Annotated in this window: 21 protein-coding genes; 13 read left to right on the top strand and 8 right to left on the bottom strand. The window is 45.3% G+C overall.

Features of this window, described 5'->3' with window-relative positions:
- Window positions 1-316: 316 nt before the first annotated feature.
- The gene (locus tag B3K91_RS02585) at window positions 317-1,624 is read left to right on the top strand and encodes a uracil-xanthine permease family protein (RefSeq protein WP_099830594.1); all 1,308 of its coding nucleotides are present in this window, start codon (window positions 317-319) and stop codon (window positions 1,622-1,624) included.
- 78 nt (window positions 1,625-1,702) lie between these two features.
- Window positions 1,703-2,236 carry a GNAT family N-acetyltransferase gene (locus tag B3K91_RS02580; RefSeq protein ID WP_214061353.1) on the top strand — a complete coding sequence of 178 codons (534 nt, stop codon included), beginning with the start codon at window positions 1,703-1,705 and terminating at the stop codon, window positions 2,234-2,236.
- Here B3K91_RS02580 and B3K91_RS02575 read toward each other — a convergent pair.
- On the bottom strand, window positions 2,233-2,964 hold the full coding sequence (locus B3K91_RS02575; RefSeq protein WP_099830596.1) for a Nif3-like dinuclear metal center hexameric protein: 732 nt from the start codon (window positions 2,962-2,964) through the stop codon (window positions 2,233-2,235). The two genes, B3K91_RS02580 and B3K91_RS02575, sit on opposite strands and share 4 nt — an antisense overlap.
- Window positions 2,965-3,249: 285 nt before the next feature.
- Here B3K91_RS02575 and B3K91_RS02570 point away from each other — a divergent pair, with 285 nt between their 5' ends.
- The 10 genes from B3K91_RS02570 to B3K91_RS02525 all read left to right on the top strand — a co-directional run bounded on the left by B3K91_RS02570 (window position 3,250) and on the right by B3K91_RS02525 (window position 13,895).
- Entirely contained in the window at window positions 3,250-4,638 is a 1,389-nt protein-coding gene (locus tag B3K91_RS02570) for an MATE family efflux transporter (RefSeq protein ID WP_292593249.1), read from the top strand.
- Between the two features lie 186 nt (window positions 4,639-4,824).
- Window positions 4,825-5,481: a 3-oxoacid CoA-transferase subunit A gene (locus B3K91_RS02565; protein WP_349680382.1), complete on the top strand. Its 657-nt coding sequence runs from the start codon at window positions 4,825-4,827 to the stop codon at window positions 5,479-5,481.
- Window positions 5,478-6,131: a 3-oxoacid CoA-transferase subunit B gene (locus tag B3K91_RS02560; protein WP_292593251.1), complete on the top strand. Its 654-nt coding sequence runs from the start codon at window positions 5,478-5,480 to the stop codon at window positions 6,129-6,131. Before B3K91_RS02565 ends, B3K91_RS02560 begins: the two co-directional genes overlap by 4 nt.
- A gap of 525 nt (window positions 6,132-6,656) precedes the next feature.
- Window positions 6,657-7,259, top strand: a complete 603-nt coding sequence (locus B3K91_RS02555) for a DUF6305 family protein (protein WP_214061256.1) — start codon at window positions 6,657-6,659, stop codon at window positions 7,257-7,259.
- 51 nt (window positions 7,260-7,310) lie between these two features.
- Window positions 7,311-8,612: a citrate transporter gene (locus tag B3K91_RS02550; RefSeq protein WP_214061255.1), complete on the top strand. Its 1,302-nt coding sequence runs from the start codon at window positions 7,311-7,313 to the stop codon at window positions 8,610-8,612.
- 13 nt (window positions 8,613-8,625) lie between these two features.
- The gene (locus B3K91_RS02545) at window positions 8,626-8,802 is read left to right on the top strand and encodes a hypothetical protein (RefSeq protein WP_214061254.1); all 177 of its coding nucleotides are present in this window, start codon (window positions 8,626-8,628) and stop codon (window positions 8,800-8,802) included.
- Window positions 8,803-8,814: 12 nt separating this feature from the next.
- Window positions 8,815-10,008, top strand: coding sequence for a deacylase (locus tag B3K91_RS02540; protein ID WP_214061253.1), 1,194 nt, complete (start codon window positions 8,815-8,817; stop codon window positions 10,006-10,008).
- A gap of 53 nt (window positions 10,009-10,061) precedes the next feature.
- Window positions 10,062-11,615, top strand: a complete 1,554-nt coding sequence (locus B3K91_RS02535; protein ID WP_214078398.1) for a dipeptidase — start codon at window positions 10,062-10,064, stop codon at window positions 11,613-11,615.
- 144 nt (window positions 11,616-11,759) lie between these two features.
- Window positions 11,760-13,373, top strand: a complete 1,614-nt coding sequence (locus B3K91_RS02530) for a dipeptidase (protein ID WP_292590143.1) — start codon at window positions 11,760-11,762, stop codon at window positions 13,371-13,373.
- 249 nt (window positions 13,374-13,622) lie between these two features.
- Window positions 13,623-13,895, top strand: a complete 273-nt coding sequence (locus tag B3K91_RS02525) for a hypothetical protein (protein WP_099830199.1) — start codon at window positions 13,623-13,625, stop codon at window positions 13,893-13,895.
- A gap of 70 nt (window positions 13,896-13,965) precedes the next feature.
- Here B3K91_RS02525 and B3K91_RS02520 read toward each other — a convergent pair whose 3' ends face one another.
- The 4 genes from B3K91_RS02520 to B3K91_RS02505 form a co-directional block, all read right to left on the bottom strand.
- A complete protein-coding gene (locus B3K91_RS02520) occupies window positions 13,966-16,077 on the bottom strand; it encodes a DEAD/DEAH box helicase (RefSeq protein ID WP_292590142.1) in 2,112 nt (703 codons plus the stop codon).
- Entirely contained in the window at window positions 16,071-17,264 is a 1,194-nt protein-coding gene (locus B3K91_RS02515; protein ID WP_292590141.1) for a BREX system ATP-binding domain-containing protein, read from the bottom strand. Before B3K91_RS02515 ends, B3K91_RS02520 begins: the two co-directional genes overlap by 7 nt.
- 23 nt (window positions 17,265-17,287) lie before the next feature.
- On the bottom strand, window positions 17,288-19,333 hold the full coding sequence (locus B3K91_RS02510) for a hypothetical protein (RefSeq protein WP_292592786.1): 2,046 nt from the start codon (window positions 19,331-19,333) through the stop codon (window positions 17,288-17,290).
- Window positions 19,334-19,417: 84 nt separating this feature from the next.
- Window positions 19,418-19,900 carry a hypothetical protein gene (locus tag B3K91_RS02505; RefSeq protein WP_214061165.1) on the bottom strand — a complete coding sequence of 161 codons (483 nt, stop codon included), beginning with the start codon at window positions 19,898-19,900 and terminating at the stop codon, window positions 19,418-19,420.
- 148 nt (window positions 19,901-20,048) lie between these two features.
- On the opposite strand from B3K91_RS02505, the gene B3K91_RS02500 reads away from it, so the two are divergent.
- Window positions 20,049-21,017 carry a hypothetical protein gene (locus tag B3K91_RS02500; protein ID WP_292590139.1) on the top strand — a complete coding sequence of 323 codons (969 nt, stop codon included), beginning with the start codon at window positions 20,049-20,051 and terminating at the stop codon, window positions 21,015-21,017.
- Here B3K91_RS02500 and B3K91_RS02495 read toward each other — a convergent pair.
- The 3 genes from B3K91_RS02495 to B3K91_RS02485 are packed head-to-tail and all read right to left on the bottom strand — an operon-like array spanning window position 20,996 to window position 24,105.
- Window positions 20,996-21,847 (bottom strand): carbohydrate ABC transporter permease, encoded by an 852-nt coding sequence (locus tag B3K91_RS02495; RefSeq protein ID WP_214061163.1) that lies wholly within the window; start codon window positions 21,845-21,847, stop codon window positions 20,996-20,998. The genes B3K91_RS02500 and B3K91_RS02495 overlap by 22 nt on opposite strands.
- 9 nt (window positions 21,848-21,856) lie before the next feature.
- A complete protein-coding gene (locus B3K91_RS02490; RefSeq protein WP_099830206.1) occupies window positions 21,857-22,768 on the bottom strand; it encodes a carbohydrate ABC transporter permease in 912 nt (303 codons plus the stop codon).
- A gap of 56 nt (window positions 22,769-22,824) precedes the next feature.
- Entirely contained in the window at window positions 22,825-24,105 is a 1,281-nt protein-coding gene (locus B3K91_RS02485; protein WP_214078391.1) for an extracellular solute-binding protein, read from the bottom strand.
- Between the last annotated feature and the right edge of the window lie 176 nt (window positions 24,106-24,281).

Below are 24,281 nucleotides of genomic sequence, written 5' to 3'. Positions count from 1 at the left end.
GATTATTTGTGATGCATATCGCGTGGCCAATATCGGCGATCCATATGATAGAATAACCTTTGGAAGATTTTACTTGGAGAGTGACTTTTATGTCGGAAGCATTGTTTGAACGAGTAGAAGCTCTGTTCACTAGCCGATACAAGAGTCATTGTCACCGCTTATGTATCACGGTGTTTATCTCTTATGCGCTTTGTGCAATCGAGATGGTAATAATCAAGATTGCAGATGATATAAGATCAAAGAAAAAAACCTCACGTGAATTCGTGAGGTCTTTTCTTTGATTGCGACACTACTTTAAATACGGAGGAGGGATCTTGTGAGCAATGAGAAGTCGGCTTACCAGGAGGTAAAAGAACAGGAAGACAGGAGCAAGAATTTGGGTAAAGGAGGTCTTCTGGTACTGGGACTGCAGCATGCATTCACGATGTTTGGGGCAACGGTACTTGTTCCATATCTGACCGGCGTTCCAGTGAATGTTGCGTTGTTTACTGCAGGCATTGGTACACTCCTTTTTCATCTACTAACAAAATGGAAAGTGCCAGTCTTCCTTGGATCGAGCTTCGCTTACATTGCCCCAATCAATGCCGTGATACTCTATCATGCTAACGCCCCTGAAGCTTTCGGATCTGTACCAGAGGCGATTTCCGCAGGGTTCGCTATCACACCCGATATGATAGCCTACGCAACGGGCGGAATCATGATCGCAGGGTTTGTTCAAGTTGCAATTGCTATCCTGATTAAGGTTCTCGGGATTAGCAAATTCGAGAAGATCTTCCCACCAGCTGTTGCCGGAACAATAATCGCTGTGATCGGTTTGAACCTAGCACCCACAGCAATAAGCATGGCAAGTTCAAATTGGTGGATAGCGATAGTATCTTTGGGAACGGCAGTAATTGTAAGACTATATGTTAAGGGTTTTACAAGACTCATTCCAGTTATGTGCGGTATAATCGTAGGCTATATCGTTGCTGCAATTACCGGCAACGTCTCTTTCGATGCGGTTAACCAGGCTAGCTGGATAGGAATACCTTCCTTTGTACTTCCTAAGTTTTCGGTCTACTCTTTGACCGTTCTCGTCCCTGTGGCCCTTGCCCCAACGATCGAGCACTTCGGGGATATATTTGCAGTGTCTTCAATAGTTGGAAAGAAATTCTATGATGACCCCGGTATACACAGAACTCTGGCCGGAGACGGAATCGCGACAGCTGTAGCTGGGTTTTTTGGAGGTCCAGCAAACACAACTTACAGTGAAAACACAGGCGTTTTGGCGATCACAAAGGTCTTTAACCCCACGGTAATGAGGATCGCCGCTGTATTTGCGATTATACTTTCATTTGTACCAAAAGTGGGAGCGGTCATTCAGTCGATTCCTACAGCCGTGATGGGTGGCATTGAGATCTTGCTCTTTGGAATGATTGCTGCTGTAGGGATGAAGACACTGATAGAGAACCGAGTGAAGGTAGACGGCAAGAACCTGATTATCATCTCAGTAATGCTTGTGGTGGGTATCGGTGGTGCTGCCATAGGAATTGGGCCTGTCAGGTTCGAGGGAATAGGTCTGGCCGCGCTTGTCGGCCTTATCCTGAACGGGATATTCGTGGCAACTAAAGCTCCCGAAGAATAGATTTCAGAACTTTCATAGAACAAGAGGTGCCCTGGGTGGCACCTCTTTTGGTATACTATTTCGACGGGGGTGGTATCTGTGTTAATGGGTCGTCTGGTATATCTTAGAGAGTATAGAAAATCTGATGTTGAGACTGCTCACAAGTATATCAATGACTACGAAGTGAAAAGGATGCTCGTGCCGGGGATTCCGTTTCCGCTAAGACTTGAGGAGGAAGAGAAGTGGTACGATTCTCAGAGCGCATTCAAGGATATCTACAACTTCGCCATTGCAAGGATCGAGGACGATGAGTACTTAGGAGGCTGCGGAATAAACGAGGTCAACTGGAAGAACAGCGTGGCAGCCGTCGGTATCTTTTTGGGAAAGCAGTTCTGGAATGCAGGTTATGGAACCGATGCAATGAGAGTGCTTCTGGCATTTGTGTTTGACCAAATGAATATAAACAAGGCGAAACTCAACGTATATTCGTTCAACAAACGTGCAATCAAGTCATATACGAAGTGCGGCTTTCAGATAGAGGGAACGTTGAGGCAGGAGATTTTCAGAGACGGAGCATTCCACGATGAAATCGTCATGGGGATTCTTAGGTCGGAGCTTATTAGGGAATACTAGACCTCATTATAGTACTCGATGAATTCTACATCAAGCGAGAATCTTTCTTTTATTAGTTGCCCGAGGTTCATTACACCAAACCGCTCGCTGGCGTAATGGCCCACGCAAAAGTAATTGATACCCATCTCTCTAGAGAGTTCCCTGGTAGGTTCTCGTACTTCGCCTGATATAAACGTGTCAGCGATGCCCTCAAGTTTGTCAAGCATTGACGAGGAGCCACCAGATATTACACATACTTTCTGAACGATTTCAGAGTTCTTGTGAAGGAATATCTTCTGATTAGGAAAAAGCTGAGAAAGAGAGAATGTGAACTCGGACACAGTAGTTTCTATAGGAGTTCTGCCTATTAAGCCTACGTCAAATTTCTCGAGGCTCTCAAGACCTAGCTTCTGAGCAATCGCGTAGTTGTTTCCATATGGTATATTTGCGTCCAATGGCAGGTGGTAACCAAGAAGCGTGACACCATTTAACAATACGCTTTCGACTCTTCTTTTCAGGTGGCCTGTGAGTCTGAAGAAGGTCTTTCCGAAGATTCCATGGTGTACTAGTATTGCATCGGCACTTGAGTTTAGGGCCTTTTCTACGAAGGCGTTGCTGAAGGAGACCCCTGTAACGAGTTTCTTTATATCTCTATCTCCTTCGATTTGAATACCATTGTGGCAATAGTCATCGAACTTCTCCGGTTCAAGAACAGAATTCAAAAAGCCTTCAAGCTCTAATGGTCTCACGTTTGCCTCCTTTGCTTAGAAAAGTCCTCCACATGGATATCCTCGATCATTATTCTATCATGTGCCATCGAGTAAGATATAAACTGAAAAAAGAGGGATGTAACGCACCACTTTAATCCAAATCTCTAAACATTCAACTATATTCTCAATCATCGATTCATGCCAGTAATTGTTTTGTGCTAGATTCATAAGATTGTGTTTGATATTCTATTCCTTAATGCACTTCCAAACCAAGGAGGTACGTGCTAAACTTCATAGTACGGATTCCTTACTGTGGAGGCGGAAATGGCTTATAGTCTTCTTAAGTCGTATCTTGATGCTGGCGAAGCTAAAGAAATAAGAAGATCGCTTCTAGTAATGGCTCTTCCCGCAATTGGCGAAAATGCACTTCAGATGCTGCTCGGAATTTCGGATACAGCATTTCTCGGTCACTACGACTGGAGAGTTATGACTGCGGTGGGTACAGCTAACCAAGTAGTGTTTATTTTTCAAGCAGTACTGGTCGCGATATCCACTGGTTCGATGGTTCTGATCTCAAACAGCTATGGTGCCAGAAATCAGCACAGAGTGAATCTTATCGCCTGGCATGCTATTTATCTAAGCATAGTTGTCGGTTTGATTCTCTCAGTCGGTTCTCTATTCTCCGGGAATCTGCTCTCGCTGCTGTTCCCTTCAAGCGACGCATTTATGCAGATGAACGGTGCAAAGTATCTTCAAACAATAATGGTCGGTTTTCCGGCAATGAGCATAATGGTTGTTCTCGGTGCTGCACTAAGAGGTGCAGGTGACACCAGGTCTCCTTTGATAGCAGCTGCGATTGCAAATGGGCTGAATGTCTTTCTAGATTACTCAATGATCTTCGGGAAGTTCGGTTTTCCTGAGATGGGTGCTTTTGGAGCAGCACTCGCGACTGTATTATCAAGGGTTGTAGGTTCCGTAATCATAATTGTACTTCTATTCAGAAACCGGGGAATATCTATGACCAGGAGACCACAGAGGCTTTCCAGGTGGATGCTAAGGGAGGTATTTGTTCTAGGACTCCCTGCTTCAATAGAGAACTTCGGTTTCTCGCTGGGGGTTCTGGTCTTCGCTAACATTCTTTTCATAGCCAGTCCACAGGCCTACGCAGCTCACAGAATAGGAATTCAAGTAGAGTCTCTCTCTTTCATGCCGGCATGGGGGATGGGAGTAGCGATAACTGCACTAGTAGGTATCTATAACGGAAGCAGGCAACGAAGGCTGTCAATAGGGGTAGTCAGGCAAGGTTGGTTCATTGCACTCACAATTTCTTCGATAATTGGAATAGCTATAACTCTATTCCCTGATCTTTTCATATCAATCTTCACGAATGAAACATCGCTCATCGAAGAGGCAAGACTTCCTGTGAGAATCATCGGTTTGTTCCAGGTTGTAATGGGAACTGATTATGCCGTAACCGGAGCGCTTAGAGGTATGGGAGACACTTCGTTCCCGATGAAATCGTCGCTAGTGGCAATGTGGTTAATCAGACTTCCACTTGGTTATGTGCTTGTCAGGCACTTTGGTATGGGCCTCTTCGGAGCCTGGATAGGGATGATGGCAGACATGGTCCTAAGAACTACGCTTAAGTTCGTCAGATTCTATTCTGGAAAATGGGAGATGAAAGCAGATTCCATTCAGGCAAGGTCCGGCTAAAGCTCGTTACTAGTATTCCTTTGCATCACAATCAGCCAGTGCAAATAACAATCAAGATTACTAGCACACAGGAGTTTCCGGAGCGAGAGAATCACTTTGCTCTTCTGAGGCGCTTTTGGTAATATTGTCTTATGCTCGGCGTCCTTTTTGCTACCGACCAGACTATGCTTTAAAGGAGGAGTTCCCTTGAGGATTGTGGAGATCAGTGAGGCAGTTTCAACTGTTAGTGAAGATTCTTCCGTGATGGTAGGAGGATTCTTGGGATGCGGGTCCCCCGACAATCTTATTAATGAGATCATTACCAAGAAAATCAGCGGGTTGACGGTGATTGCAAATGACACCGCTTTTCCCGATAAGGGTATAGGTAAGCTTATTGTGAACAAGTGCGCATGTAAAGTGATTGTATCTCATATCGGCACTAATCCAGAAACACAACGTCAAATGATGGAGGGTGAGCTTAAAGTGGAACTGATTCCTCAAGGGACTCTGGCTGAGAGAATAAGAGCAGGAGGAGTAGGGCTTGGAGGAATTCTAACTCCAACAGGCGTTGGTACTGTCATTCAAGAAGGGAAGAGAGTGGTTGCTGTAGAGGGAAGGGAGTATCTTCTTGAGTTGCCGCTTAGAGCTGATTACGCACTAGTGAAGGCAAAGAAGGCCGATTACTATGGCAATCTCGTCTTTTCTTTAACCGCAAGAAACTTCAACCCGCTAATTGTTCTAGCGTGTGACACAGTAATCGCAGAAGTGGAAGAGATAGTACCTGTTGGTGCGCTAACGCCTGATGAAATACATATTCCGGGAGTTCTGGTTGACTATATTGTAGTCGGGGGGGCAGCTCAATGATAGATGCAAGAGAGATAATCGCGAGAAGGATTGGAATGGAGCTGCGTGATGGGGATCTGGTAAACCTAGGAATCGGTATCCCAACTCTAGTATCGAACTTCATTCCGGATGGTATTAGAGTCTATTTTCAGTCAGAGAACGGAATAATAGGAATGGGGCCTGTTCCGGAAGCTGGTATGGCGAACAGAGATCTAACAAATGCGGGAGGCCAGTTTATAACGGCTTTACCGGGTTCAGCTACCTTTGACAGTGCGATGTCTTTTTCGATTATTAGAGGAGGGCATCTTGACATTACGGTACTTGGAGGGCTGCAGGTCGATGAACGCGGAATTCTTGCCAACTGGATGGTCCCAGGGAAGATGGTTCCCGGAATGGGTGGTGCAATGGATCTGGTAACCGGAGCTAAGCGAGTTATAGTTGCAATGACACATACATCTAAGGGACTGCCGAAGATTGTCAAAGAGTGTACTCTTCCTGTTACTTCGAACAGGCCAGTCGATTTAGTAGTTACAGAACTAGCAGTAATTCAGCCTACAAGACGTGGTCTTCTTCTGCGAGAGAAGTCAAATGAAGTAAGTGTAGACGAGATTCTGGAGATGACTGAAGCTAGTCTAATTGTCAGTGACGATCTCAAGACCATGTTTGGTTAGGTGACATATTCTGCTGAAGGAGCGTCACATTGATCTGAATTCTGTCAAGATGAAGACATAGTCTCGGTGTTCGCTCTCCGAATACCGGGTGTTTTTCTTATGATTCTTTTATTATAATTCTTTTGTGAACTGGTTGTATCGGTTTTTGAGACGAAGACACCGAGTGTTCATGATCTCTTCTTTAGAATACCGATAAACAATTCTGGAATGAGCTTCAAAAGGAGAACTTTTCTCTAACCCATAAACTGACGGCGTCTTGGCCGGTAACTTTTTGCTATATAAAATTTATGATTTGGATTACGTACTAGATTAGCAGAGAAATCGGCTCTATCAACGCGATAAATTTCAATACTTGTTCTAGAATGCTTCTCATGACTAATTCGGAGACCACGAGGTTTAAGGAGACTTGTGGTAGACTCTCCTGGTAAACCGCCATATATAAGGGATGTGAGTCTCTGCAGTCCTTTAATGCGTTTTCCAGAAATTCGATTGCTCATTTATTCTATTTTTCCAGGAGGTACGAAAATGAAGAAAGCACTGTTGGTACTCGTTGCTATTTCTATTCTGTCAACAACATCTCTATTTGCATTGATCAGTGGAGACGACCCTGTTAAGGGCGAATTGCCTTTCCTTCTTACTAACGCCGGGCAAGGACCCGGAGGGAAGATGGCCAGACTTCTAATATGGCAGTCAAAGGCCATATCTGAAACAGATTTCGATTACAATGCCGAGCCGTTGAGAGACGATCCCAATGATCTAGTTGCCAGAGACTACAAAATGCTCTTTGTGATAATTGGTTCGTCTGCAAAGGGTCTAGGTGCCTCGGGTATAACAATTGAAGAAGAGATTTCGAGACTCAACAAGATGATAGCAGAGGCAAAGAGGCTTGGTTTGTACATTGTAGCCGCACACATCGAGGGAAAAGAGAGAAGAGGCAACCCGGGAAGTGCAGACGAACAGTCTATTGATGCCATTGCTCCGTATGCTGACTACCTGATAGTTGTTAAGAGTGGGAACCAGGACGGCAAGTTCACAAGAATTGCTCAGGAAAACAATGTTCCTCTCACTTTGATCGACAACACTATCGACTTCATGGATGTCATCAAGCAAATGTTCAAGAGCGAATAGGTGGAGTGAGCAACTGTGAAACTGATTTCGCTAATCTGGGGGGGAATCTAGATGTATCTTGAAACGACAATAGTAGCAATCATTATGGTTGCAACTTTCGCAATTGCAAGCTGGAAGCTGAAATCACCAGAGATCTCGATGGTTATAACGGCCATTGTTGGTGCTCTCGTTGGTGGATTTGGCTTCCCATCTAGGTTGCTTGTGGAAGGAATGTTTACTTATTTTGACGTTGGTCTCGTCTTCTTGACAGCGTCTGTGTTCATAAACATTTACTCAGAAACCGGCGCCATGAATGCTTTGGTGCGCTGGATAGTCAAGAAGTTCTACGACAAGAAGTGGTTGATGCTTGTTCTTCTAGGTATACTATTAATAATACCAGGGGCGTTGACTGGAGCCGGCAGCGTTTCCATATTCGTTGTTGGTGGTTTAGTGGCATCTGTCATGAACTACATGGGTTTTTCCAAAAAGAGAGTTGCTGCCTTCATTTATCTGTTTGCTATGCTTGCAGCAGTCGCTCCGCCAATCAATTTGTGGGCGATGTTGATGGCAGCTCAGGCAAACATGCCATATGTCGGCTTCAATGTTGTTTTGCTGGTGCCGATTGTGGTAATTGCTCTCTTCACGATCGTTTATACGGGGCTGAGCAAAACACCTTCTAGGAAATCAAAAGAAGCGATTCTATCGGAGCTTCCAGAACCACCTGAAGGAATGAACTGGGGAAAGATTTTGTTTCCTTTCGTTGCGTTGATCGTAATAATTCTTCTGATGCAGTATGCTGCGTTCCGCATACCTGTCATTGGACTTCCCCTCACTTTCATGATTTGTGCCTTTGTTTCTGTGATGATGGATCGGGACCGCTGGAAGGTTAAGAGATGGTACGGAGTTATGGTGAAGACTGTAGATCAGGTCTTCCCGCTTCTTGCCACCGTGATAAGTGTCGGCGTTCTTGTTAACATTATGGCTGCAACGGGTGTAAAAGGTCTTCTTGCAATAACTTTCATCACGCTTCCAATGGCATTCATTTATGTTACTGCGCTTATCTTTGCTCCCTTTTCTCAAGGAGCTCTCAGCTATGGAAGTGCGATTATTCTTGGTACACCAATAATATTCCTTTTTAACTCTATGGGTCTAAATGTAACCGTTACCGCTGCAGCCCTCAGCTTTCTATTCCCACTTGGTGATTGCCTGCCTCCTTCCAGAATCGTTGGAAGGCTTACTGTTGAAACGGTGGGATACGAAGGGAGCTACATGTCTTTCTTGAAGGCAATTGCCGTTCCCTGGCTGTTTATGGGCGCAGTTGGATTGCTGATGCTAATCTTCCCAAACCAGCTAAGCTTCCTTGTTGTTTATTGATGGGGGTGAGATGATGCTTGTTTTTCTTGACACAGTGATACATTACTTATACTTCATAATGACCGGCGTTTTTGCCTTTCTTCTTCTTCGAAACCTCTTCAAAAGGGAGAGACGGAAGGGCTGGGTTTACGATATTGTTTATTCGTATGTGATAATGACCTTTATTCTCAGAATAATTGGTATCAAGTGAGGGGTGAGTGATATGAAGAATTCTATTAGCCTTAAAATCCTCTTCCTTGCCCTCTCAGGCATATTGGGTGTTCTCGGCGCGATTGAGTTCTGGGAACTGAGACACTACAAAGAGACGGTTGTTGTCTCGGAGGACTTCACGGAACGAATCATGCTGAGCGAATACCTTCCAAGTCTTAAGGGAACCTGGGGCGATACTCCAATCTACATCTATGATTCCGGCGTTCCTGGAGGTTCGATGCTCATATTGGGTGGGACTCACCCTTACGAACCAATCACGACTGTTGCTGCTTACGTAGTTATGGAGAACATAAAGGTCGAAAGCGGAAAAGTCTATATCATCCCGCATGCAAACATGAGTGCGTCGACACTTGGAATGCTCGGCAATGCTTACCCCAAGTACTTCTCGGTTGAGACGCCGTGGGGTGAGCAGAAGTATAGGATAGGGGATAGAGGAACCAACCCGCTCGATCAATGGCCCGATCCATTCACCTACGTTCATTATCCATCCGGTCAGAACCTCGCTTACCAGGACATTAGAAATCTGAACAGAACTTTCCCTGGTAGACCTGACGGAACGCTGACAGAAAGAATCTCGTTTGCAATAATGGAGCTCTTAAGAAATGAAGAAATCGATATCTTCTTTGATTACCACGAAGCATCCCTGATGTATCCAGTAGTGAGTACATACGTTGCACATGATGACGCAATGGACATCGGAATGATGGCGGCAATGATGCTGAGTGCAACGCAGTTCCCGATGAAGATTGAAGCCTCACCGAAGAACCTTAGGGGCTTGACTCACAGAGAAGTTGGAGATTTCAGCGACACTCTTGCTCTGCTAATGGAGACACCTGAGCCCTTTATCGACAGAGTGGTTGGAAAGATGACAGAAGACCTCATGGTTGAAGGTATCGATGAGTTCCTTCAGACTGCAGCGGAGAAGGGTCTTCTTTACTGCGACTACGATATCAAAGAAGGGTTCCAGGATGCACTGGGAAATACAATCATCGGCGCACCTCTAGACTACAGAGTTGGAAGACATCTTTCCGGAACTCTTGAAGCGATTAACTGGATGAATCAATTCTTCCCGGAAAAGGCAATGAGCGTTTCGTTCCCCGGATACGCTGAAATCATGGAAAACGGTACGGGATACTATCTACATGATCCATCAAAAGCCGATAAATCGAGAGTCTTTGAAAACTGAGATTCTCAAACCACGGTGCCTTCAACGGTTCCGTAAATTCCAAGGGGGTATTTATGAGCATCAAAGCAAGAAAGATTCTGGCCCTGGCAGCGATAATCGTACTAAGTGGATTAACATTCGCCTGCACGATTATAGGGGTGGGCAAAGATGCGATGGCTGACGGTTCTACTGTTATCACACACAACGATGACTCTTCTTCAGCAGACTTCCGTCTGTGGATAATTCCGGCGATGGACTGGCCGGAAGGTTCTATGAGAGATATCGTAATCAACTCACACAACTATATCGATTACGGCAATTATCCTGACGTTGAAGTCGGCGACAGGGGGGTTCTTGTTGGCCAGATCCCCCAAGTGGAGCACACCTACGCGTACTTCCATTCCAGATATTCATTCATTAACGAAATGGGAGTGGCAATGGGAGAATCCACCGCAGGTGGTAGGAGAGAGTTGAGAGATGCCCTAGGTATGATCGACTGCTGGACGGCACAGGATATCGCGCTCGAAAGAGCAACGACTGCAAGAGAGGCCGTACGAATAATGGGAGATCTTGTCGAGGAGTATGGCTGGTATGGTTCGGGCGAGATCATCAATGTAACAGACGGAGAGGAAGTCTGGATCTGCGAGTTCTATGGTCGAGATTTGTGGATAGCCTTAAGGCTTCCCGATGACTGTGTATATGTTGGCGCAAATACGATGAGAATCCGTGACGTCGATTTCGAAGATACCGAGAACGTTATGCATTCTCCGAATATCATCTCTTATGCAGTTGAGCAAGGTTGGTATGATCCTGATTCAGGAGAGCCCTTCAGGCCTGCTGACATCTATGCGCCGCGAACGAGTATGAATATTAGAGAGTGGAGAGCACTGAGCTGGTTTGCTCCTTCACTGGAGCTGGAATATGGTCAGGTACACTATCCACTGTGGGTCAAGCCTGACAGAAAGCTTACCGTTTTTGACATCTTCACAATATCTGGCGACTGGTACGAAGGAACGGAATTCGACCTTACGAAAGGAGTCGGAGCAGGCCCCTTCGGCGATCCATTTGCAAGCTATGTTACTGGCGGAAGGCAAAGAGCGATAGGTATACCGCTGAGCTGCTATATTCAGATCAGTCAGATCAAGAGCTGGCTCCCCCCCGAAATTCGATCGTTGGTATGGTTCGGTTACGGTGCAGGGGGAACTCAGTATCACACACCTCTCTGGCCGTCTATGGAAAGGCTTCCGGAATTCTATCAAAACGGAAGCAGATACGAGATATTCAGAAGAGACTCTGGTTGGTGGACAAGTACTTACGTGCAAGAGATGACAAGACTACGATTCAAGGATGCTATCGTAGATCTCAGAGAGTTTAGAGATCCGAAAATGCACGCAATCTACGAAACTGTGCCTAAGATTCAGGAGTTTGCGGCCTCGGTGTATGAAACCGATCGTGAGGCAGCAATTGCGATAATTAGCGATTATGCATACAACACCGCCGTTGCCTGGCAGACCGATTGGTTGAAGCTTGGTGATACGCTCCTAGGAAAATACACTGCTGACAGAATTAATTTCGGTGGTACGAATTATCCTCAGGAATGGAAAGACGCCCTTGAAGCACTAAGATAATCCTAATTGTGTCGCATAGCCGGAAGTTTCAACCGGCTATGCGCTTTCTTGGCGAGGAGGTGGGAATTGCGCTGAAGAAATTCAGCTAGCAATAGTTCGGAGTACCGAAACACTTATACTTATTAGATGGGGTGATGTTGTTTTATGAAGAAGGCATTTATGATCCTGATTGTTGCACTGATCGGCTTTGGAAGTGCGGCAATGGCATGTACGATACTTGGTGTTGGCAAAGATGCAATGGTTGATGGAACCACCATAATTACGCACAATGATGACTCCACAAGTGCGGATTTCCGTCTTTGGATCATTCCGGCGATGGATTGGCCGGAAGGTTCCATGAGAGACATCGTTCTCGATTCCCACAACTACATCGATTACGGTAACTATCCCGAAGTGAATATTGGAACAAGGGGAACACTTATCAGTCAGATCCCGCAGGTCCCCCACACATACCAGTATTTCCATTCCAGATACTCCTTCATGAATGAGAAAGGAGTTGCCGTTAGTGAGTCCACATTTAGTATCGACACAAGCACCGATTACGGCAAGGAAGTAAGAAAGGTTCTCTGGACAGACAGCATGGGAATTATTGATTGCTGGACTGCTCAGGATATCGCTCTTGAGAGAGCTTCCACAGCAAGAGAAGCAGTTAGAATAATGGGAGATCTCGTTGAGCAGTACGGATGGAGTACTGTTGGCGGCGGTGGAGAGACAATGACCGTTGCTGACGGCGAAGAATGCTGGATCGTCGAATTCTATGGAAGAGACCTCTGGGTTGGCGTAAGAATCCCTAGTGATCACTTCACAGTTGCTGCAAACAGAGCAAGGATCATGGAAGTCGATTTCGAAGATACAGAGAACGTGATGGCCTCCCCGAATATCGTTTCTTTTGCAGTTGACCAGGGCTGGTACGATCCCAGTTCAGGTAAGCCCTTCAACATAGCAGAGATCTACGCTCCGAACGACAACCTTTATGCAACTAGAAGAGAGTGGAGAGCATTCGATCTGGTAGCCCCGTCTCTGGGTCTTAGCCCTCACGACGTAAGGTTCCCTCTTTCAGTGAAGCCTGACAGACTGCTTACGGTTCACGACATATTTGTGATTAAGGGCGATTACTATCAGGGAACGGATTACGATCTTACGGTAGGACTTGCTGCCGGACCTTGGGGCGATCCTCTCAGATACGCAAACACAAGTAGAACTGGAACCTGGGAACGAAGCATCAACATGCACAGGACTTGCTACGTCCATATCGGGCAGACAAACTCCGCCTATGCAGACCCGTTCAAGGGAATTGCTTGGTATGGCTACGGTGCACCGGACACAGCTTACATCGTTCCTCTGTGGCCAATCATGAGGGAACTTCCGAAGTTCTACGAAACTGGAAGCAGATATGAAGAGTTCAGAAGAGATTCCGGTTGGTGGGTTAGCTCCTACGTACAGCAAATGGCAGAGCTTCACTATAACCTTGCGATCCAGGATATCAGGAACTACAGAGATCCTAAACTGGAAGTCGTTTACAAGGTCACTCCGAAAGTGCTGGAGCTAGCAACTGAGATGTACGATTCAGATCCTGAAGCAGCGATCGATTTCGTTTCAAACTACGCTTACATGAATGCGGTTGCATGGTTTGAAGAATGGAAGCTTCTTGGTGACAGACTTCTGGGTAACTACGCTCTCGGATATGTCAACTTCAGATCTTCACCGTATCCCGACTGGTGGAACGAAGCTATCGGTTACGGATTCCCCGAGAGATAATTGATTGGGTATCGGAAGCGGCCCTTGCGGCCGCTTCTTTTCATTGCCTATGAGTCTTGAGACGCTTGAGTGTCCTACACTCTTCTTCATCTCAAATGACTACCCGAATAATCAAATCGGCGCTTCCATTTCGACTTTGTTCAAGAAGAATATCGAAATTGGAAATTGGAGCTTCTCACTGTACAAAAAACGTTGGACTTGTGATAACATCTGTCAGTATAGAAGCTGAAGCCGAAAGGAGTGGCAAAGGTGCAAAACATAGAGAAAATCCTTGATCTAGTTGAGGAGCTTTTCGATGAGCTTGAGAATGCAGATGTTCAAGAACTCCATGAAGCGTTGCCTGACATGGAGCAGGACGAAGTGACAGAGTTGAGATCAAGCATTGAGGATTGGATCGACGGTCTTGACGAAATCGTCGCTCGCCTTCCCGAGCTTCAAGCCTCGATTCTCGATCTAAAGGGTGATCTTGAGAGATTGAATGATTCTGTGGTAGAGATGGAAGAGGGTTTTGAGGAAGACTGATAACTACTTCTTGGGGGCTGTGGCCCCTATATCAAACGAATACAGAAAAGAACGGACCAGGGTTACTGGATCACTCTATGACGGCTCCTGCTAGCTCACTCAGAAGCAAAGAGTCAAATAGCCTGTGAATTACGTATTTCACTAGAAGCTCCTTTGGAACGTATCTTTCAAGTTTTTCGCCGAAGAGCTCGTATTGTCTCTTCAGCTCCGAAGGATTGGCCAGGAGAAAGGTAGAGAGAATCCCCGAGACTTCACGAACTTCCAATCTTGAGATAGCGAGAAGCATCTCATGCAGCTCATCAATGTCGACACCTCTTTTTATCACAACACTGTGCCAGTTCGCACTTACCGATTTGAGGCCAGAAACTGCCTTTATACACAGGGATAGAAAGATGTTGGACAAATCGCCCGCAAACGTCTCAATGATCACTCTTTTATTGGATTCTCGAAGGGAAATCAGATTTGGCGAAGCTCTGTGATTGTCAACGAAGTCAAGCAGTATTTGCGAAGCGCCCGGAGAAAGAAGCATTCCATCTGGAATTCTCATTTCAAGGAGAGAAGACCTTATAGCTCTTGCGAACTCCTTCGTCATCAAGGAGCTTCCCCCAAACCACGAGGGCGGTTTGCCACTGCTACCCTTAACTACATGAACGGTCTTCCTGTTTGAGTTGACTTCCTTGACCAAATATGAACGACCGCCGAGCAGAAAACTCATTTCATCATCAGAAGAACTGCTCAGGACGGCCGGGTGAATTTTCCCGATCTCATGTCCGTTGAATATCACAGAGTACTCTAACCCTCCCGGGAAGAGAACTACGAAATCCATCTTTTCCTTCCCGCTGCCGACAATTTCTGCTGTTGAGGCACCTTGTGTTACCGATCTGCCAGTCTTTGCAAGAAAAGCCTCGTCGATCAGGTGCTTCAAAAGAATATTGAAGTCTTCAGTCTCGACTTTTCTGAAAGGGAAGGCTCTCTTAAGTATTGAGAGATCATCATGGTAAAGCGAACCTCTGTTTAGTGTAAGACCGATCAACTGGTGACCCAACAACGGTAAGTGATAATCGCTAGGCTTAAGAGGTTCGACCGAATCTACGGCCAGCATCTGCGATATTCCAAGAAGATTATAAAGACTTTGCGGATCTTCTATGAAGACCGAAACCGATGACTTGTTTCCTTTCCTTCCTGCCCGTCCGGCTCTCTGAAGGAACGAAGCAGTTGATGGTGGGATCTCCAGGAAGATCACTCTATCAATATCACCAATATCGATACCCATTTCCAGAGTTGAGGTTGCGACTATGGCCCTCAGCTTTCTGTCCTTCTTAAATTCCTCTTCGATTTCTACTCGCAAAGACTTGGACACAGAGCTGTGGTGGACCGGGGTGTCTATATCTATCGATCTCGCTTGTGCTGCAAACTCCTCTGCCTTAGACCTTGAGTAAGAAAAGACGAGTACTTTATCGTTAGTTTCCGTAAGAAGCTTTTCAAGATATTTAGCGGGAGAGATTTCTTTCTCGGTAAGAACCTCGATTGTTCTTTTGTTTCTCTTCTCATCTACCACCAATTCCGATTCTCTGTCTGAACTTCCGTTTAGCCATTCTAGCAGCAGTTCTGGGTTCCCAACCGTTGCCGACATCGCGATTCTCTGTTGATCAATGCCGGAGAGTATCTTGATTCTCTCCATCAGAGAGGCGAGTTGAGCTCCCCTTGGAGAGTCAATGAAGGCATGGACCTCGTCAATGATTATAAACTCGAGACAAGAAAGCAGTTCTCTGTTGTCACTCAAGAAGATTCCCTCAACTGACTCAGGAGTTGTTACAAGAACTGAAGCTTCCTTTGCCACGGTGAGCTTCTCCGACTGTGTGAGGTCTCCATGCCATTTCCCGACAGTTAGCCCGAAAGGTCTCAACATCAGCTCAAGACGAGATGAAACGTCGTTGATTAATGATTTTAGAGGAGCTAAGTAGATGCATTTCAGTCCCGCAGAGATTTCGAGAAGTCTGTTGACCACCGGTATCATTACGGCTTCTGTTTTTCCTGATGCAGTTCCGGCTATCAGTAACAGATTCTTCCCATCAAGAATAGGAGGAATTGTTCTGTTCTGGATCTCCCTCAAGCTTTGCCAGCGATATCTGTATGAGAACAAGTCGATTAGTCTCTGATTAAGTCTTGGATCGACTACCACAAGTTATCAGCAGCCTTTACAGAGTCGGTATTCCCGATCGTGTCTGTCTCATTCCCTAGTCTTGAAGAGTCTAGAAGTTCGACAGTAAGCTTGGTGACTTCCCTAACAGACGGTCTGAGCTTTCCGTCAATTCCAGTGTATTGTTTCATTAGAGTCTCAAGAGTCTTCTCTTCGAAAGAGGAGTCTGCAGCATATGAGTAGCAACTTGAGTAGAGCGATTTTATTCTTCTGATCAGTTTTCTTAAGTCCTCTTTACTTAAGGGATCAAGGTTAAGGATAACTGTCTTTCCGCTGCTGTCACCTGATATGTTTTTCATTCTGTCATAGAGTGCATGATAAGAGGCTATGCCTCTATGTTTGTTCTCAAACCATGCGTCCGTTCCTAACCAAAGAAAATAACTCTTTTGAAGAAAACCAGAAGACATCTTGTCGATTATTTCCCTTAACTGGTTGAAAGTCCTATCCCTTACGTCTCTCCTTCTGTTCATAGTTGCTTCAAGCTCGTCCATGATCACAACTAGTCCTGGAACCTGCAAAGTGTCCATTAGCGATGTGAAAGACCTCAAGAAGTTCCAGCCGTCGTCTTGCAAAAAGTGGTATATTCCGTGCTTCTTCATGGTTCTTCTGTCGACGTTGTCTCCTACCAGGTAGGCGTAAAACTCTTCGCCGGGAGCTCCTTTCCCAGCGCTCGCAACATAAGCCGCGCAGAAATGAGAGAACATTCCATTGGGATCGTAATTGTCACGGGTAGATAGATACTCCCTCACATTACTAACATCATCACTTGCTATTTTCAGTTCTTCGAGTTCAGCGAGTGTTTTCTCTGCCCAGGCCCTAAGGAATATCTTAAGTGGATTGCCGTTGATACCGACCATTGACATATTCTTCATGATAGACCTGAAGAACTCATCCTGTTTGTGAAGGGTGTCATAGTCCTTTTCGGAAAGGCAAGATATCATCATTCCTCTTTCTCTGGAGACATATTCGGCATATCTTGCGAGGGTAGTCTTGCCCAGACCGTATTCGCCTAGAAAGACTCTGACTTTGCTCTTTCCGGTGAGGACATAATCTATGTCGCTTTCAATTTCCTGAGTGTATCTTTCTCGACCCGTTACAATTTCCTTAACATAATCGACGGGAACCGCCGTTCCGGCTCTTATCGCCTCAAACATGGGATGGTAATCCACTGATATCTCCTTTCAACTTTCCATCATTCTTCTGAAGCGAATCTCGCTCTAAGCAAATCCCTCGTTTCTTCATCGAAATTCGTTCCCCAAACAAGCTTCGGTACATCGCCGCTAATCACTTCTATAAGAGGCTTTCCCCCACTTGTTATCTTGGGCGCGACAACGAAAACGCTCCAGAACGTCAATCCCAGCTCCTGAAGAGTGAACTCTCTCTCGGGCTCAGATGAGAGAATCCTGAAGACGGTCTTCCTTGCCTTTCCAGCAAGGGATTCAATCTTTTCTTCCAGTTCTTTAAATCCATCTCTTTCTTCGGGCATTTCTGGAAGGTTCACACGACCCAATTCAGCCGTATCCAGCTCTGGAAAGCAATAGTTCCATTCGATTTCGTTCATCCGCTTAACCGACCATTCAAGTTCATAGTGGAGAGAATTGATCTTCTCCAGCAAGTCTGCGGATATCGGCTTATTCTTTGTTTCCGGTACTTCAGGTCCCTCAGATTCTTCTTCGGCGTCTTCTTCGATAAGCCTTTCTATGATTAGATCCTCTACCGTCTTCTGATCCTTGTCTTCGGCGTTACTCTCGCTCTGATACTCCGAACGATTCTTCTGCTTCGCTTTTAGTGACGCTGGAAGACCGTTTTGTGGGTATTCCTTCCACGTAGACATAACCCTTGCCTCTCTCAAGAACTCTATGAATGTTCTTGCGCTCTCTTCTTTCGCAAAGAAAAGTTTAATTAGGGGTACTCCAAAACCTGTAGCAGAAACGGTGACAACATAATAATTGAAGCACTCGATCCTTTCATTGTTCTTCGCTTCCTTATCCGGTCCGCCTCCAGGGAGAAGGTATTTCCAGGTATATCCGACGAACAAAGCATCCTTGCTGTCGAGAAAAGCTTCTCTCGAGAGTTTTAGCTCTTCCAGCTGTGTTCTTATCGAGTTGAATGGAAAGTTTCTCCCGCCCTTCATGAGTCCCAACGATGAGACAGTGAGCTCGTCAATAGAGCAAAGGACGTAGACGCCACCGCTTTCTTCTGCCTTTATTATACGGAACTCGCTTCTTCTTGCAGAATACCTCATTGTTTCTCCAGCGTGAGCCAGCGGCTCTTTTATCTGTCGCTCCTCGACGATTGTCCAGCAAGCCCAACCAGCCATCGACTTCTGGAATGACGGCAAGATCCTCGCACTTATCTTTTCGAAGTACCACTTTCTTGCTTCTTCCCAATGGCTTTGGCATAGACCATATTCGGTTCTTGCCTCTTTTATTCCTTCTAACCATGTAGCAAGCGTACCGTGTTTTCGAATTCCCCTTTCCAAGAAGGCTATGAAGAGATTGTCTGGCACTGTCAACCATTTCATGAAGGTTGAACAGTATCGTTTAATTTCCCTAATTATTGTCTCAAGCCTTGATAATTGTATCTCTACACTACTTTCGTCGTATTCACCAACGGCGAGTTTGATCTGATTGTCGAGGAATCTGAAAACCCCTTCTTCAGTCGGGGGGAATTTCGCGAGAAAATCTACGAGATCCGACTCGATCAACGGTAGTAGAGTTGTATCAAGGCCGAATACACTTGAAACAAACTCGCTTAGGGGAAGGTTCACTCCGAATTGCTCTGCCCTTCTACGTACCTTCTCGTATAGAATCTTGAGATCCCTTAACCCTGTAACGAATGAGTCTGATTGATTCACAATTCTATTGGCGTAATGAACGACTATTCTCTCCAAAATCTGAGGTGCTTCTTTGAAGAAATCCAGGAAGCTCATGAAGCTCTCCTCGAAAACCGGACGTTCTGTTGCCGCCAGGACAAGCGTCTCAACGAGGGCAACTGTACTCTCAGATGATGCTGAGATAAGCTGACCTTCGATGCTTCTGTATATGAAAGCGTACTTAGTATCAAACAATCTCTTGAAAAGTGTTGCAACCATTGGTGTCTTGAGAGATATCAGAGCAGCGTTTGAGGTCTCAATAAGTGGTATCCAGCTCTTACCCTCAAGACTCTCGTTTGCTTTCTCAATAACGTCTTCAGAAGACAAAAAAGTAATGAATTCCCGATGTCGAGAATCAGACAAGATATATCCCTCACTTAAAGTAGCTTCCAAATTGATTATACTACACTTAATGAAGGCGATTTGCAGCTTCCGGAAAACACCGAATCAGCGCTCGATCTCCAGGTCTATCAGCTCGGCGAGATCCAATAATCTTTCGGCAATAAGCGCTCTATTTTGGCAAGCTCTCAGAAATCTTTGATCCAGCCTGAGGGAGGGAAGAGTTTCCCCGGCTTTTTCCAGTCTTGAGATCGCAAGAAGAAGGTAAGCTCCATCGATGAGTTTTCTGATCATGACAGACAGTCGCTCTTCTGTTTTCTCACAGGCGGCTCTCTCAATATCAGCGAAAAGGAAGTTAATAGACTCCAGAATCACTTTGAAGGAGAAAAGCAAAATGTCTTCTTTTGTTTCTAGAGGAAGAGCTTCCAACCTCCTGAGTTCTGTTATCGCCTCTGCAACTGCAAGCCTTGACTGTGAGGGATCTTCCAGGTATCTCTCAAGTTTGTCCACCGTTATTCCGAAAAGATCTGCAATTTGATCGGCGCTTCGTCCTTCGGAGATGATCTTTCGCAGAAATTCCTTCTTACCCATATAATCACCTCTCTTCAATTATATATCCTATCGTCTCTGAGGTTAAGCGTCATTATCAAGAGGGCGAAGTGATCTCGTGAATGTTAGTGTTCGCAATTGAAAGTGTTTTTCTCCAGAAACGTACTAGAATTTAACTGGAGGTGGTGCTATGAAAAGAAGTATTCCTCTACTGGCAATTATCATTATTAGTTCATGTCTTTGCTCAACAACTTTCTACTTCGGAATGGGATTCGGCGGGCTTGTAGAAGTATCACTAAACGACTACGAATGGAAGGTTCGGATTCTTCCAGTTCCTTCTTTGTCTAGTGGAGGAGTCTTCGCCGGCGGTCTGATCTTCAATGTACTAAGAGATAGAGGATTTGCGGTGCTGCCAGCCAATCAGCAAGAGAAGTTGAGTGTAGTTGATACTTTTCACTGCGAAGCAATAGATGTAGATATTGAGAGACTGGAGGTGTTCGTTGCAGATGGAACGCTTGGCTTGAAAGTCTTCAAATTCTATGGACCGCTCTTCTATAGGCATGTCCAAACCATCCCGTTGAAGGGGTGGACAAACTCAGTGTCGTACTGCAATGATTATGTTCTGGTCGGCAGTGAACTCGATGGACTGTTTGTTGTGAGAAGAGGTGATAGCGGATTTGAGCTGATTGATCAGATTCATCCGCGTTATATTAACGATTTGGAAAGTGGATTGACCATTAATGCGGTTGCCGTATACAAAGGAGCATTCTACGTTGCTGCTGCTAATAAAGGCGTTCTGATATTCGAGATAGGCACGTTCGGTCTGGAAGAAAGACAAGGGATTCCTGTTGGTTACGCTATGGATGTTGCAGTTCTTGATGGAGAAGTCTTCGTCGTTGACTCTTTGGGAAGCAGGATTCTAATATATGACGAGAGCGACCACACCCTGAAGGAGAGTCTGGAAGTTGAAAGACCCTTGAGAGAGTTAGTGCCGATATTTGACTGGCGGCAGGGCAGAAAGCTTCTTTTGTGCCGGTTTGATGATTCCGTTTCCGTCATTGATAAAGAAACCTTTCAGGAAGTGTTCTCCCTGAAAGGCTCGTTCTTTGGAATAATCGAACCAAGATACCTCTTCGGTTATCCCTTTCGCGAAGAATGAAGTGAAGCACCACTGACGAAATATTTGGACAGCGCCAGGAAGAGAACAAGGATTGGAATGCTTGCTATGACTGCAGCGGCCATCATCGCACCTTCATTTGTGTGCTTTTCCGTTGCGAACTTGACGATGTAAAGGGGAATGGTCTTCATTTCCTCGCTTTGCGAAATCAATAGCGGCCATAGAAGATTATCCCACTGGGTTCTGAATGTTAGAATTGCCAGAGTCGCGATAGCCGGCGCGCTGTTGGGGAGTATTATTCTCAAGAAGATGCTGAATTCACCGGAACCGTCGATTCTTGCGGCATCAATTATCTCGTCTGGAAACGTGATAAGGTATTGTCTCATCAAAAAGATGCCGAACGCGTTCATTAGAAATGGAAGGATCAGTCCTATATAGGAGTTTTGAATCTTCAGTGATGTGGCTACCAGATAGAGAGGAATCATGATGGCTTCAAAGGGGATCATCATTGTGGCCATTATCAGCAGAAAGACAAGATTTCGACCCCTGAAAGGGAACTTCGCCAATCCATATCCTGTGAGGGCGGAAAGAAAAACGGTAGAAATCGATACTACCCCGGCTACGATGAAAGAGTTAAGAATATTTCTAGGAAAAATGAAACTCCCATCGTTTCCCCTCAAGGCCTGCCAGTAATTCTGCCAGTAGAGATCTTTGGGTATCCACGGATAAGGCATCTTAAGGATATCTCTCGATGGCATGAGAGATGCGGTAAACATGAATATAATCGGTGCAAGGATTACAATGGCGGTTAGAATCAGGAAGGCCCAAATCAAGACATCGACGATAAATGATTGCTTCTTAATGGTCTTCATCAGCACCCCCTAATAATCGACTTCTCCGCCCGATCGGCTTACCCTAAACTGAATCCAGGTGAAGAATAGCATAATAGCGAATAGCAAAACGCTCATAGCGCTTGCCCTACCTATGTTGTGATCTCTTATTGCTGTGTTGTAAATGTTCAATGTAATGACGTTGATCGGTTCAGTAGGGGCTCCTGATTGGGTGAAAAGGTACTGCGTGCTGAACGTCTTGAGACATTGCAGCATCGACATTATCGACACTAAAACAGTTGTAGGTTTCAGCAAGGGGAGAGTAATGTGCCAGAAGTCTTTCCAGCCATTGGCACCGTCTATTTGAGCTGCTTCGTGCATACTCTGCGGAATACTTGCGAGCCCCGTTATATAAATGATTGTGAAGTAACCGATATATTTCCAGAAATAGACAAGTATTGTGGATAATCTTACCATACCTGCAGTTGCTAGCCACTTGTAGTCTTTCCCCACGGTTCCTAACAACGTGTTCATTGTTGTGTTGGCCAGACCCCTTGGATCGAAAATCAGCAACCAGATCGCTGCTGAGACCACAGAAGAGAGAACGGCCGGAGAGTAGAACGCCATTTGGAAGAATTTCTGAAATCTTCGCCTTGACATTATCAAAACTGCAAGAAGAAGACTGAATACAACAATGGGAATGAATGTGCCTAAAGTGAAAATGAATGTTGCTTTCACCGAGTTCCAGAAGTCTGGGGATTTCAGCAGGTACTCGTAATTTGAAAAACCGATAAATGTTGGTGGACGAAGATCAAGTAGTCTCTTTCTGAAGAGGCTCGTATAAAAAGCATTTATGATTGGGTAGAACGAAAAAACAGCAAAGAAAGCCAGCGATGGTAAAACAAAGAACCAGCCCCACCTTGCCTTTTTGTGCTCTATACCCCGATTGAAGATATGTCTCAAAGGTAAGGCTCACCCCTTTCGATATTAATATGCTCGCCTTTCGGCGGGCGAATTGTCTAGTATTGATCGTCCAAGACTTCTTGAACCTTTCTGCGAAGAGTGTTGAGTGCGTTTTGGGAACTTGTCCCGCTTAGCATAACGGATTCAACAGCTTCCTTAATCAACGACTGGATCTTCGCGGAGCTTTCGGAGAAGTAAACGACAGTTGACTTTTCAAGGTCTGAGATGAAGACATCTGAGTACGGATAGTTCTTGAAAGTCTCTGATTCGAGAAGTTCGTTTGTTGGAATTATTATCGCTACCTTTTCGAGGTATTCCTCTGCGTGGCTTAGCATGTATGATATGAACTTCCACGCCATTTCTTGGTTCTCCTTAGGTTTCTGGGAGTTAACCATGTAGTAATGTCCATAGTAGTGAGCCGGAACGTGATTCACAGCGTTTTCAAATTGTGGGAAGGGGACAACCATGAATTCGCCGCTTTCATAGAACTCAGGATTGTCTGCCTTTATTCTAGCTATCTGATAAAGCCCTGATGTACACATTCCAATGTCGTTGTTGTCCATATTGAAAAGACTTCTTGCGTTTTTATACGTGGGCGACCCGAGATTTCGCCCATTTGGGCCCCAGGCGGCCATATAATCGAGGAACTTGAGCCAAGCTTCATCGTTAATGATTGCAGTCTTCCCATCGTCGCTTACAAGTTTTCCTCCCATCTGTTCAACCAGAGGCATGAATGCAACGAGATAATACGGATATCTGAAGTCGAAACCTCGGCGGGTGATAATCTCACCCTCTCTTATCGTTAGTTTCTCGGAGACATCCATCATCTCTTCCCAAGTCTTAGGATAGTCGACCTCGGGGTCGAGACCAGCATCTCTGAAGACTTTCTTGTTCAGGAATATACACCAGTTGGTTATTTCGAGAGGCAGCCCGTATATCTCGCCCTCATATGTTACTGGAGCGAGAGTTCCAGGTAGATATGATGCTAAAAGACCTTCTTTATCTGTGTAACCAGCTGCTTCGTAATTTACTGGAGCTACTCTACCATTAACAATATAGGCGAACTCATCTTCTACTGACATATTGAAGATGTCTGGGCCCTGGTTGGCTGCGAACGCGGTCAGAATGAGTTCCTGGATTTTCGTCGAAGATTGGGTAACCCTTTTAATAACTACATTGGGGTACATCTCCTGAAATTCCCGGATGAAACGTTCTTCAAGTGGAGTTCTGTTCGGATCTTCATGAGTCCAGAACTCCAGAACGATTGTGTTGGCGATCAGTGCGGACATAGTCAGAAGAAAAGACAGGATTAGCACGAAAAGAAAACGCCTATTCATCGAAAAACACCTCCCCATAGAATTGGAGCAACTGCTCCTGATAAAATAATACAACTTTGATGCATAAATACGAAGCTTATTTTGACTGGATCTAGGCTATTAGGAATCCTTCTTGCAGAGAAAATGACCGGAGTGTGCCAAGAAGGTGAAGAAGGAAACTTCAAGCCATGCTTAAT

It is taken from the genome of Mesotoga sp. UBA5847, assembly GCF_002432735.1.
Lineage (GTDB): Bacteria > Thermotogota > Thermotogae > Petrotogales > Kosmotogaceae > Mesotoga.
The sequence above is the reverse complement of the archived record's forward strand: the minus strand, read 5'-3'. Positions and strand labels throughout refer to the sequence as shown.